The following is a 13,258-nucleotide window of genomic DNA, read 5'->3' on the forward strand; positions in this document are numbered from 1 at the left end:
CTTTGAATCCACAATGAATATCAATGGTCCTCGTCTGGATGTATGATGTATAACGTTTCCGAATTGCAAAATGTTGCTCTCTCCTGCAGATCTGGTTAGTCATGATTAACATTGCGTCGGACCCAATTTACTGGTTGCTTCTCAAATACAAGAAAGCAGGGGGACTTTATGACCCCAACTACTTCCGGATGAAGGATAAGCACATAGAAAAATATGAGCGGCAGTATCGGTCTGCCATTTGACGGTGACCCGAGAGCGAGTTACGGGATTATTGATTTTTGCCACGGGAATATTGCCGTCCAGCTCAGAAGGATAGCCTATGATACGGATAAGGCGATCGCGATCGCCAAAGAACGCGGAATGCCGGGCATTGACGCTTTTGAATACGCACTGCGGATAGCCAGATATCCGTATGACAGTAAAAAACAGCTGACTTAGTAGAAACGGTAAAGCAGGCCGTCCCATGACTTCATCCGTGGGTGACCTGCTTTTTTTGGGTTTCATGCTGTGTTTCTTTAGGCTAAGTACGGTCGACGTCACAACGTATCGCTGTCCTTAAATTTTTTATGAAAGCGCTTTAAAAATATATTGCCAATGACTAACTACCTTGCTATAATCGCCTTGAAAAGGTTTTCAGAAGAGGATGTTTAATATGATAAAATCAACGATCCGAGATGTAGCCCGAATGGCACAGGTGTCTATAAGCACCGTTTCCAGAGTTATGAATACTCCGGACTCCGTGGCGGAGAGTAAACGAAATAGGGTACTCGAGGCCATTGAGAAGCTGCAGTATCAGCCGAACTCTTTTGCACGCGGCCTGATCTATAAGAAGTCCTTTACACTGGGTCTGCTCATTCCCGATATCGAGAATTTTTACTATACCGGGATTATCCGGGGAATGCAGGATGCGTGCATTAAGTTTGGTTACAGCCTGATGATATGCAATACGGACCGCGATAAGGACCGGCTTCTCTCGTATATTGACACCTTTCATGAGAAGCAGGTCGATGGGATTGTATTTGCCAGTGATGTCCTGTATCCCGAATACTACGAAAAGCTGGTCCGTACCAAAATACCTGTTGTTCTCCTGTCCACATATTCAGATGAATACGATATCCCTTGTGTGGAAATCGATGACGAGGCAGCGGCTTACGATGCGGTGAAGTTCTTGATCGAGCTTGGCCACCAGGAAATCGGAATGATCGGGTTCAATCATGACAATTCGATTTCAGGGCCTCCCAGGTATGAAGGCTTTGTAAGGGCGCTAACGGAAGCGGGCCTGGAGCGTAATGTCGGGAAGATTCGGTTCGCGACACACCGCTTCGAGCACGCCTATGGCGCTGCACACGAATTGTTTACGGATTATCCGGAGCTGACCGCGGTGTTTTGTGTAGCCGATGAATTTGCCATGGGCGTCATTTCCTACTTAAAGGACCGGAATGTGCTTGTTCCAGGGCAGGTGTCTGTCGTAGGCTTTGACAATTTGCGGATGGCGAATATGTTTATTCCTAAGCTCACCACGATTGCCCAACCGATCTATGAGCTGGGATACCGGGCAGCCGAAAAGCTTCATGAGCTCGCGACCACAGGAAACGTTAGCGTTCTAAGGGAGAGGATGGCGCATAAACTCATTGTCAGAGAGTCTTCCAGGGAAAAATAGCCTTGCTTTTCGGCTGTTTTGAAAAGCTTTTCATATTATAAATATAAACGCTTTTACAAAGAATTTAAGCTTGGTTTGACATAGCCATTCGAAAAGCTCTATTAAGGAGGTGATCCGCAAACTCCTGATCTTAGAATCTCATAAATTGGACTGTAAGGGATGCCAGTTTTCCAACATTTATTTCAAAGGGGATGTAAGGAAATATGAGAAAAGCTGCAAAATCCAAAATGTCATTGGTGATGGTGCTCCTGTTATCTTTTGTAATGGTACTGAGCGCCTGCGGAGGATCGGGTGAAGCGGGACCTACAACAGAGCCTCCGGCGCCAAGCAATAACAGCAACGAAGGGAACAAGGACACGGGTACGGATGCAGCGGAGGGATCGCCGCTTGAAAAAGCGCTTAAAGGGGAGTATAAAGGCACAAAGGTAACGATGTACGGGCCTTTTGTGGACGTGGACCAGAAAAAGTTCGAGGAAAGCATTAAGGACTTTGAGGAAAAAAGCGGCATTGACATCCAGTATGAGGGCTCGAAAGAGTTTGAAGCTACGATCAACGTCCGTGTGGACGGAGGCAATGCTCCGGATATCGCCGATTTCCCTCAGCCCGGCCTGCTGGCTTCCATCGCCAAAACCGGCAAAGTCATCGACCTGACCAGTGTGCTGGACCAGGACAAATTGAAAGGCAACTACAACCAAAGCTGGCTCGATATGTCCATGATGGACGGCAAAGACGGTAAGATCATGACCGGTATCTGGAACCGCAGCAACGTGAAGAGCCTGGTCTGGTATCCGAAGAAGCAATTTGAGGAAGCCGGTTATAAGGTTCCTGAGACTTGGGATGAAATGATGCAGCTTACCGAGCAGATTGCCAAGGACGGCGATCCGGCGTGGGCTATCGGGATCGAGAGCGGAGCCGCTACAGGCTGGCCTGCGACAGACTGGATCGAAAATATTATGCTTCGTACGACCACACCGGAAAACTACGACAAGTGGGTGAAGGGAGAGCTTCCGTTCACTTCACCGGAAGTCAAAAACGCATTTGATATCATGTCTAAAATTTGGATGAATCCTGATTATGTATACGGCGGCAACAAATCCATCGTTACCACTTCATTCGGGGATGCCGTGAAGCCGATGTTTGAACATCCGCCTAAAGCCTGGTTTAACCTGCTGGGCAACTTTATTACAAGCTTCTTCCCGGAAACCGCCAAGGTGGATGAAGACTATGACTGGTTCTATCTGCCGCCGATTGATGAGCAGTACGGCAAGCCGGTGCTCGTAGCAGGTGATATTTACGCCATGTTTAACGACCGTCCGGAAGTCCGTGCCGTAATGGAGTTCTTCACAACCGGCGAATCCATTAAGACATGGGTACAGTCCGGTGGCGTCATCGCCCCAATGAACGATGCTTCGCTCGATTGGTACTCCTCTGAATCCGACAAGCGGATGGCACAGCTTGTACAGGATGCAACGACCTTGCGTTTTGACGGCTCGGATCTAATGCCAGGTAAAGTAGGTGCGGGCACGTTCTGGAAGGGGATGACCGACTACGTGAGCGGAACGGCCACAATGGACGAAGTGCTGGAGCAAATCCAATCCGGCTGGAAGAACTGATGATCATTGTATTAAGCAAGTCGCAACACGTTTTGGTATGACAAAAAGAGGGGCAGTCGTTTGGCAAGAAGGTCTGCCTCTCTTTTTGCATCCTTCAGGTCTATTTAGGAGGTTATTCAATGAACACACTAGCCAAACGGAGGATCAGCCTCAGAGCAGTGCTGCTCTTTGTGGGCGTGGTCGCCGCCAACATCGTGATCAACGGCCTGATCTTTATGTTCTTCCGGGATTCCACGCTTAATCCGCTTCTCACGGCATTTTTCGCTGTATTGTGGGGGATTCTCGGGGTTTACCTTATCTATTACTCCCTGAGCTGGGCGGTTGAGCAGTTTCCGGATATGGTGCGGAGGAGGGTGCTGCCGTATATTTTTGTAGGACCTGCAGTTATTGTTCTTGGATGGCTGCTGGTGCTTCCGGCGCTGCGCACCTTTTATTTAAGCTTTTTTAATGCATCTTCTGATAAGTTCGTCGGTCTCGGCAACTACATTGCAATCTTCAGCGACCGGCTGCTCGCGACGGCTTTGCGTAACAACCTGCTGTGGGTATTCGTCGGAACCCTGTTCTGCGTGGCTTTCGGGCTGCTGATTGCCATTCTTGCAGACCGAAGCAGTTATGAGCGGATTGCAAAATCGATTATTTTCATGCCGATGGCCATCTCCTTTGTGGCCGCTGGCGTTATTTGGAAATTTGTGTACTACTATCAGCCGGGAGATGAGCAGATCGGTCTCCTGAACGCCATCGTCACCGCTTTCGGCGGTGAACCGCAGGCATGGGTTAGCCTGCTGCAACCGTGGAACAACTTTTTCCTGATTATGATCCTGATCTGGATGCAGACGGGATTTGCGATGGTGATCTTTTCGGCCGCAATCAAAGGGGTGCCTGAGGATATTCTGGAGGCGGCCAGGGTGGACGGTGCCGGGGAAATCCGGATTTTCTTCAAAATCATCATCCCGTTCATCTCGACAACCATTCTTACCGTCACGACCACGATCATCGTGTTTACGCTGAAAATTTTCGACGTGGTCATGGTCATGACAGGGGGCCAATATGGCACCGAGGTGGTAGCGACGCAGTTTTACCGACAGTTCTTTATGTACCGGAATTTCGGTTACGGCTCAACCCTGGCTATCGTGCTACTGATTGCCGTTCTTCCTGTGATTTACTTCAACCTACGTCAATTCCGCAAGCAGGGGGGATTTTAAATGGCGGGCAAAAAGAAAAGAAAGGGCAATTGGATCGTCAATTTGGTCCTCGGCGTCATCTGCTTCATGTGGCTGCTTCCGACTCTGGGACTGCTGGTCTCGTCGTTCCGTCCGGCGGCAGATATTATGCAATCCGGCTGGTGGAACGTGTTTCCACATCAGGAATGGAAAACAGCGGATACGATCAAGCTCTCCAAGGATATCGATCTCCGGGAACCGATTGAGGTGAATGGGAAGACCTTCAGCGATGATCAGTTGAAATCGGGTGTCATGGCGGAAGACAACCGCCTAATCTGGCAAAACCGGCGCGCCCGTGAAATCAGCGTGCAGGAGCAGGGCTGGGTGGGCAGCTCCGAGCTGACGCTAGACAACTACAAAAATGTGATCAGCGGCAAAGAGTATACGATTAAGAACGCCGACGGCAGCGAAACGAAGGACAAAGGCACCGGCTTGTCCCAGGCGTTCTGGAATACGCTGACGATTGCAATCCCGGCAACGGTTATTCCAGTGCTTATCGCATCCTTTGCGGCTTACGCCTTTGCCTGGCTGCGGTTTCCGGGACGCAAAACGCTGTTTGTCCTGATCATCGCGATGCTGGTCATTCCGCTTCAAGTCGCGCTCATTCCGGTGCTTAAGGATTACACCGCGCTCGGGCTGAACGGCACATACCTGGGAATATGGCTGGCGCATACCGCTTTTGGTCTGCCGCTCGTTACCTATTTCATGTACAACTTTATCAGCCAACTGCCGAAGGATCTGTTCGAGTCGGCTTTCATGGACGGTGCGAACCATTTTACGATCTTTAGTAAACTGATTCTGCCGCTGTCTGTTCCGGCCCTTGCTTCCATTGGCATCTTTCAATTTCTGTGGGTATGGAACGACTATCTGGTGTCGCTCATTTTCATCGGCAACCAGCCGAGCGTGCAGGTGATGTCCATGAAAATAGCCGATCTCGTCGGTTCCCGCGGCAACGACTGGCATCTGCTTACCTCAGCCGCTTTTATATCGATGCTCATGCCGCTCGCCATCTTCTTCCTATTGCAGAAATATTTCGTGCGTGGTTTGATGGGTGGTTCGGTTAAGGGCTAGGCGGGTAATGGTGTAACGCGGGTGGTCAGTATTGCGTCTTACGATAACGTGAGCTGTTTGCGCTCGGTAACGGATATATCGGCATGCGCGGCACCGGTTGCGAAAGAGGTGTCCTGCATTTCATACAGCAATAACAAGAATATAGACCATGATCCTTGGCGTTTATGCCCGCGATCATGGTCTATTTGTGTTGTGCAGCCATAAGCTTGTATGGATTGGACGTATTCGCGGAACGTCCTGTGTCTTGGTGGAGCGTTCATTCCGAATCCTGTTTTTCATCTATAACCTGTACGTTCAATTCAGCTTTTCCTTGTTTGATATGAACAATCCAAATGTCCTTTTCAGCAACATAATTTACAGCTTTTATAACAGGAACCTCTGCGCCATCCATTCCTTGTGACGTTAAAGCTTTACGAATGACCTCTGGCTCGGTCAGGTTCGCGTGTTCCGGTTGACTGCTTGACACAACAGAAACTTGGTTAGCTTTCGATTGTCCTGGGTAGGATTCCAGCACCATATCGTACCACACCTGCACCCTTTGGCCGATGGAAATGTCTTTTGGAGCATTCGAAAACCAAATCGCATTATAGAATTCTTTCACACCGCCTGTTGAGCTGTAATCCTTTGGCACACTGCTCACGACAAGGATCTGATTGTCCGCTTTCCCTACGACGTATCCTTCAATCCCCGGTTCAACAGCAGTCGTATCCGGGTTATAACCGATTAACGATAAGCTGAATAATAGCATGATTACAGTGATTATTAATTTATTCATTTGTTATGCCTCCCCGCTCTATCAAACCGATTTATAATATAAATCAAGCATTTCTACTGATATTGACGTCCTCTTTTTACAGAAAGTTGCCGTTCTGAAAAATAGTTCATTCACCTCTTCACAGCCGACGGAAAATAATTTTCTGAATTTCCGGATATTTAGAAAAATATTTACTGAAAGCATTTACATAATCCGAGTGGTCTGGTAATCTAAGGTCAAGAAATCATCATACATCATTACCAGAAGGAGCGAAGATGGAAATGGAGAGTATGCAAAAGTATGACGTTGTCGTAATGGGCGGAGGCATTTCCGGGGCGATGGCCGCGGTTGCGGCATCTAGCTTAGGGGCAAAGACATTGATTGTTGAATCCCACGGGTTTTTGGGAGGGACGCTTACCGCGAACGGCGTCGGTCCGATGATGACCTTTCATGCGGGTGAGAAGCTGGCGATACAGGGATATACAAATCAGCTGATTGAGCGCTTGAAGAAGCTGGGTAAATCACCGGGACATATTTTTGATACCGTCGGGTTTACGTATTCGGTAACTCCATTTGATGCGGAGGCCATGAAACATGAACTTGAGCTGATGGTGACCGAGAGTGGCGGAGAGATTTTGTATCACACGATGTTGGCAGGAGTGAAGACAGAGAATGGCCGGATCGTTAGCATAACAGTGTGCAACAAGTCGGGGCTGAGCGAAATTCAAGGATCCGTATTTATCGACGGTACGGGAGATGGAGACTTGTCTGTCGGAGCAGGTGCGGAGTTTACGAAGGGCAGAGAGTCTGACGGGGCGATGCAGCCGATGACTTTGAAGATGAAAATGTACAATGTGGACATTCCGAAGGTTAAGGAATACATCCATAGTCATCCCGATGATTTCCCACTGTACAACGGAGATACATCAATTATTGAGAAAGCGCCGCGACTGTCGGTTGGCGGGTTTGACAGCCTGTTCAAGGAAGCCAAGGCGAAGGGGGAAATCTCCATCCCACGGGAAAATATCCTCTTCTTCGAGACGAACAATCCGGGTGAAGTCATCATGAACACGACCCGTATACTGGGTCATGATGCAACGGATGCGATGAGCCTGAGCCAGGCGGAGATGGTAGGTCGTAAACAATGCCGTGAGCTTGAGCTGTTTGTTCGCAAGTACATTCCAGGCTTTGAGAACGCCGTGGTAGAATCGACCGGTCCGAGTATCGGTGTTCGTGGCTCCCGGCAGATTAAGGGAGCGTACACACTGACGGTTGAAGATTTGATGGAGCAGCGGTTGTTCGAAGATACCATTGCACATTCAGGTTACCCTGTTGATATTCACAGTCCGGACGGGGAAGGAACGAAGCATCAGAAGTTGGAGTGGGGCGGTATGTACAGTATTCCTTACTCCTGCATGATAACAGAGTCCGTAAAGAACCTGATCGTAATCGGACGTTGTATCTCGGCTACATTTGAAGCACAGTCTGCGATGAGAACGACACCGACAACAGGCGCTATCGGTCATGCTGGAGGGGTAGCGGCAGCGATTGCTGCCAAGAGCGGAGTTGACGTACAGGATGTCAATATCAAAGAAGTACAGCAGAGTCTTAAAGAGCAGGGTGCTTATCTGGAAATTTAGTGATAACTCGTTATAAGCAGTAACCATATCGAGAGGGGAAATTAAAGTGACAACTTTAATGTGGTTTCAAGCCATCGGCATTTTACTCGTCTTCCTGATCTTTGTAGGATTGATGATGACTCGGAAACTTCCGACAATTCTGGCTTTACCTTTAATGGCTGTATTGTTTGCGGTCATTGCGGGCGTTCCTTGGATGTCTGATGATCCGGAAACGGCTACAATAGCAAAAACGATCTTGTCAGCCGGATCTATGAGATTGTCTGGTGCGATTGCAGGCCTCGTGTTTGGTGCCTGGTTCGGACAGATTTTGAACAAAGTCGGTATTACAAAATCGATTATACGTAAAGCAGCTGAACTTGCCGGCGACAAACCGGTTCTGATCGCGGTCTTGTTCTTTGCCACCGCATCGATTATTTTCTCCGCAGCAGGCGGACTTGGTATGGTCATCTTGGTCGGTACGATCGTCATTCCGATCATGCTTACCGCAGGTATATCCCAGTTTGTCGCTTCGATCGTCGTTCTTTCAGCTGTCGGGGTGGGGGCTCTGTTTAACGTCTCCAACTGGGCTGTGTATGTGGACGTTCTCGGCCTTTCCGTTGCTGAGATTGCTGACTACACACTTGTAGCGGCTCTGCCACTTATATTTATTTCACTAGCCATGATTATTTTCTACATTAAAAGAGACGGCAAAGGCCGCAAGGCATGGGCTATGCCAAACGCTACTGGCGGAGAAGGAAAGAAAGTTCCAACGATTGCACTCATCAGCCCGATTGTTCCGGTTGTTCTCGTATTTGCCTTTAAGCTTGATATCGTACCAGCGGTTGTTATTGGCGCCCTGGTAACTATTTTGCTAACATGGCCTAAGCGTCCAGTTCACGTACTATCCAGTGCACTGGTGGAAGGGATTCAGGACATTGCTGGAGCGATGGCGCTGATGATCGGTATCGGTATTCTCTTGAACTCTGTTATGGCACCACAGGTGTCGTCGCTCATCTCGCCTCTGATTGAAGCGGTTCTGCCGACGAACCCAATCATGTACGTTCTCTTCTTTACTCTCTTGTCACCACTCGCTATTTATCGTGGACCGCTGAACGTATGGGGTCTCGGAAGTGGTATCGCTGCCTTGTTCGTAACGGCTGGTATGACTCCGATTGCTGCGATGCTGGCGCTGCGTGTAGTGAGTAACGTGCAAGCGGTTTCTGACCCAACGAACTCGCACAACGTGTGGGTTGCAGACTTTACAAAGAGTGACATTAACGAAATTTTGAAAAAGACACTGCCTTGGATGATGGTTGCCGTACTCATTTCGATGCTGATCGGATCATTCATGGTCTTTTAAATCCGGCACATGAACTCGGGCGGGGCGTTGCATAGCATGTGCGAACCCCGCCTGTTACTTCAGGAGGGAGAACAATGGAGAGAAAAAAAGTAAGGGTAGGCATTGATGTCGGGGGCACGTTTACGGACGCGGCTGTTATTGATAATGAAACGTATGAAGTTATAGAGAAAATGAAAATTCCGACCACTCACCACGATGAAGACGGCGTGGCGAAGGGGATCGTGCAAATTTTGAATAAAATTTTAGCTAGCCGGGGAATCATGCCAGATGATGTAACGTTTATCGCTCACGGAACAACGCAAGCAACGAATGCGCTGCTAGAGGGGGACGTGGCATCTGTCGGTATTATCGGAATGGGTTCCGGTATTGATGGTCTCAGTGCACGCTCGGAGTCTAACCCGGGTGATATTGAGCTCGCCCCAGGAAAGTATTTGAAGACATATCATACGTATGTGGATTCCAAGGAACTAAAGGATGAGCAGATTGAAACGGCAATCGATGATCTTGTGAAGCAGGGGGCGGAAGTCATTGTGGCTTCCGAAGCCTACAGCGTAGACGACCCTGCGAACGAGCTGCGTGTCGTGAAAATTGCCAACCGTAAAGGGATTTATGCAACTGGCGGACATGAAATTTCCCAGCTTTACGGACTCAAGACACGGACAAGAACAGCGGTCGTGAACGCTTCGCTCATACCGAAGATGATGGAGACGGCCAACATGACGGAGAAGTCCGTTAAGAACGCCAACATTAAATCACAGCTTATGATCATGCGTTGTGACGGCGGGGTTATGAGCATTGATGAGGTGCGCAAGCGGCCGATTCTGACGATGTTGTCCGGTTTGGCGGCCGGGGTGGCCGGTGCGCTCATGTATGAGAAAATCTCGGACGGCATCTTCTTCGAGGTCGGCGGTACCAGTGTCGACATTTCCGTGATCAAGAACGGTAAAGTTATGATCAAGAACGCTCAGGTAGGTGGACACCGGACTTACCTTCAATCGCTTGATGTGCGTACGCTTGGTATTGCGGGGGGCAGCATGATCAAAGTGGCGGGCGGCAAGATCATCGATGTAGGCCCGCGAAGCGCGCACATTGCCGGCAAGGAATATGAGGCTTTCGCAAAGACGGAGGATATTGTAAATCCCAAGGTGAAGTTTGTCAGCCCTCGGCAAGGTGACCCAGCAGAATACATTATCCTCGAGAGCGAGAACGGTAAAGATTACTCTTATACATTGTCCGGGGCAGCCAACATTCTTGGCTATATTCCGGAAGGCGATTATGCACAAGGGAATAAGGAAGCGGCGGTAAAGGCTTGGGAAGCGCTCGCTGCCCATGTCGGACTGAGTGTGGAAGAAGCCGCTAGACAGGTCATGAACATCGCAATCGATAAAACGATGAAGACGGTTAATGAAATGATTGAGGATTATGAACTGGATCGTTCATTTGTTACGCTGGTAGGCGGCGGAGGTAGTGGCGCGGTTCTTGTTCCTGCGATGGCGGAGCGAGAAAACATGAAGAGCAAGATTGCCAACAATGCTCCGTATGTGTCCACGATCGGCGTGGCTCTGGCGATGGTAAAGGAACAGATGGAACGGACGGTTGTGAATCCGACGGAAGAGGATATTAAGCGGATCAGGGCCGAAATTATGGAGCGCATCGTTAAATCAGGTGCGAGCGAGGCTACGGTTGAGGTTACGATCGAGATTGACAGCCAGAAAAATATTTTGCGCGCTGTCGCTACAGGTTCGACCGAGCTCCGTTCGAAAGATTTAGGCAGTGAGGCAATGTCTGATAGCGAGATGGCCGTTATCGCAGCCCAATCGGTGGATCAGTCGCTCGAATCGACGAAACTTGCAGCGAGAAGCGGCCGCTGGAGTCTTTTTGCAAGTGAGAATATGAAGAAATCGTTCTTCGGTTTGATTAAGAAGAAGTCCAATGCGGTAAGTGTTCTGGACCGAGAAGGCGTTGTGCGTTTCAAGAAGGCCAACGTGCAGTATACGAAGCTTACTAAGTCCCAGTCTCAGGGCACGCTTAGTGAGTTTTTGGACGATAACACGATCTACTCGGATGCGAATGCAACAATTCCCAAGGTGTTTGTCTTCTATAAGGAAAAAATGTTGGATTTGACAGGGATGCAGACCAAAGAGCAGCTCATGTCGATCCTGGAAATCGAGACGGAAATGCTGCGCGGAGAAGATGAAATGATCGTAATTGCTTATCAGTAGGAAAGGGGCGGGAAGGGATGACGGTTCGGGAAGGAATACTATCTGACGAGATTATGGCATGTGCGGAGCTGGAACAGGATCCTCTTTTTCATAAAATACCGAAGGACAAGATCCCGTACTATGTATCAACGTCGCTTGCCAGAGGCAGAGAGGCAGCTGCGCCGTATATTGGAAGGAATATCCGGGAGCTGTGCCAGGCCGAAGGCCTTCGCTATGAAATCACGAACCGTTCAGGAACCTTCCACAACGTATCGTTCCGCGCACAGATCGATTTTGTCAAGAAGACGCCGGAAATTATCGTGTACTCTGCATCCTTGACCGGGATGAAGCAGGCCTATCAAGAGGTAGTGGGCACGGATGCCGAGGGTACGGAGCTGGATAGACTGATCGATATACATCTGGCACACGAGTTCTATCACTACCTGGAATATAAAACGGGGAAATTCACGAATGAAGAGCTTGAACCCATTGAGGTATTCAGGTTGGGGCAATTTTTTGTAAAGCGCTCAAGTGTAGTAAAGACCAGCGAGATTGCGGCACACGCCTTTTGCAAGGAAGTGATGGGGCTTCCCTGTCTGCCGAATGTGCTTGATTATGTCTACCTGATCCAGAGTAATACGCTCTCCGAAGAACAATTCGGACAGCAGGTTATCTCTTGGAAATCCTGGATGTAGCTTTATTAATACCTTACTCGGTGTGATATAATGGATTGTGCTAGTTCCATAGGTAGATCAGGAGGAGGTATCATGTCTTCACAGGTTCCGGCTGTCATAGCAAAAATAGTATCGCAAACGCAAAAATTAACATACGGGGAAAATCAGATTGCTAATTTTGTTATCCACAATCCCGAATTTATTACTCGCAACACCATTACCGCCATCGCGAATGAGATCGGTGTATCGGAGACAAGCATCAACCGCTTTTGTAAAAAGGTTGGATTCAAGGGGTTTAACGATTTCAAGATTGCTTTTGCCCAGGATGCGTTCTACCGGGATATGCAGGCGAAGAAAAAAGAGAGACGGGAGATCAACGCGATTGATGCCCTGGCTCTGGACTATAATGAACTGATCGTAAACACCTCGGCGCTTATTACGGAAGAACAGCTGAACCGGGTGGTTGAGCTGCTGAAAGGTGCACGGAGGATTTTCTTAGTCGGTCTGTTCGATTCTTTTCTGGCGGCGATTGCTTTAAAGAACCGGTTGGCGATTATCGGCATTATGTCCGAAGCGATCAGTGATAGCCGTGCGATGAAGATTGCCGCTTCCCAGTGCAGCTCGGAAGATGTGATGATTGCGTTCTCACGTTCAGGATCAACGAAGGAGATTATCGACGCGGTATCTATCGCGCAGGTCAATCAGGCCAAGACGATTGCAATTACCTGTTACGATTCGTCGCCGATTACGGAGAATGCCGTTGTCGACATTATCGTGCCGGATAAGATCTCCGTCAGCAACAGTGCGCTGATGTCCAACCATATCACGTTCCTGTTCGTTGTGGATCTGATCATGAATATATTCATTTCCTCGGACAAGAAATATTTGAAGAAAAAGCTGGATAGTGAAGCGATTCTGGCGAGCGACCAATCGATTACGAATTATTTCTTATAACTTGCGAAAGGCGCCCCCTGCCAAGCATTTTGAATGCCGGGTGGGGAGCGCTTTTTTTTGTTTTTCCCAACCTCAACTGAGTAGGCTGAAGGATTAGTCCTTAGAACTGTAAGGGGTTAGGGACGATTTCTA

The 13,258-nt window shown here is 48.9% G+C and carries 11 protein-coding genes; 10 read left to right on the forward strand and 1 reads right to left on the reverse strand.

Translation table 11 applies throughout. From position 1 onward, the window contains the following. Positions 1–213: 213 nt before the first annotated feature. The 5 genes from MNQ98_RS06320 (at position 214) to MNQ98_RS06340 (ending at position 5,564) form a co-directional block, all read left to right on the forward strand. Positions 214–438, forward strand: coding sequence for a hypothetical protein (locus tag MNQ98_RS06320; protein ID WP_241932427.1), 225 nt, complete (start codon positions 214–216; stop codon positions 436–438). 214 nt (positions 439–652) lie between these two features. Then, entirely contained in the window at positions 653–1,660 is a 1,008-nt protein-coding gene (locus MNQ98_RS06325; protein ID WP_241932428.1) for a LacI family DNA-binding transcriptional regulator, read from the forward strand. A gap of 203 nt (positions 1,661–1,863) precedes the next feature. Continuing rightward, positions 1,864–3,273 carry an ABC transporter substrate-binding protein gene (locus MNQ98_RS06330; protein WP_241932429.1) on the forward strand — a complete coding sequence of 470 codons (1,410 nt, stop codon included), beginning with the start codon at positions 1,864–1,866 and terminating at the stop codon, positions 3,271–3,273. Positions 3,274–3,392: 119 nt separating this feature from the next. After that, complete coding sequence (locus MNQ98_RS06335; RefSeq protein WP_241932430.1) at positions 3,393–4,475, forward strand: carbohydrate ABC transporter permease; 1,083 nt, start codon at positions 3,393–3,395, stop codon at positions 4,473–4,475. Beyond that, complete coding sequence (locus MNQ98_RS06340; RefSeq protein WP_241932431.1) at positions 4,476–5,564, forward strand: carbohydrate ABC transporter permease; 1,089 nt, start codon at positions 4,476–4,478, stop codon at positions 5,562–5,564. It abuts the gene before it with no gap. Between the two features lie 256 nt (positions 5,565–5,820). On the opposite strand, the gene MNQ98_RS06345 is transcribed toward MNQ98_RS06340, so the two are convergent. Next, a complete protein-coding gene (locus MNQ98_RS06345; protein WP_241932432.1) occupies positions 5,821–6,339 on the reverse strand; it encodes a YobA family protein in 519 nt (172 codons plus the stop codon). 260 nt (positions 6,340–6,599) lie between these two features. On the opposite strand from MNQ98_RS06345, the gene MNQ98_RS06350 reads away from it, so the two are divergent. The 5 genes from MNQ98_RS06350 (at position 6,600) to MNQ98_RS06370 (ending at position 13,126) form a co-directional block, all read left to right on the forward strand. Beyond that, the gene (locus MNQ98_RS06350; protein WP_241932433.1) at positions 6,600–7,958 is read left to right on the forward strand and encodes an FAD-dependent oxidoreductase; all 1,359 of its coding nucleotides are present in this window, start codon (positions 6,600–6,602) and stop codon (positions 7,956–7,958) included. Positions 7,959–8,004: 46 nt separating this feature from the next. After that, positions 8,005–9,297, forward strand: coding sequence for a citrate transporter (locus MNQ98_RS06355; protein ID WP_241932434.1), 1,293 nt, complete (start codon positions 8,005–8,007; stop codon positions 9,295–9,297). Between the two features lie 74 nt (positions 9,298–9,371). After that, positions 9,372–11,519: a hydantoinase/oxoprolinase family protein gene (locus tag MNQ98_RS06360; RefSeq protein WP_241932435.1), complete on the forward strand. Its 2,148-nt coding sequence runs from the start codon at positions 9,372–9,374 to the stop codon at positions 11,517–11,519. A gap of 17 nt (positions 11,520–11,536) precedes the next feature. Beyond that, entirely contained in the window at positions 11,537–12,193 is a 657-nt protein-coding gene (locus MNQ98_RS06365; protein WP_241932436.1) for a hypothetical protein, read from the forward strand. 72 nt (positions 12,194–12,265) lie between these two features. Further along, the gene (locus tag MNQ98_RS06370) at positions 12,266–13,126 is read left to right on the forward strand and encodes a MurR/RpiR family transcriptional regulator (protein WP_208915482.1); all 861 of its coding nucleotides are present in this window, start codon (positions 12,266–12,268) and stop codon (positions 13,124–13,126) included. Positions 13,127–13,258: the final 132 nt, after the last annotated feature.

Source organism: Paenibacillus sp. N3/727 (genome assembly GCF_022637315.1).
Taxonomy (GTDB): Bacteria; Bacillota; Bacilli; order Paenibacillales; family Paenibacillaceae; genus Paenibacillus_AQ; species Paenibacillus_AQ uliginis.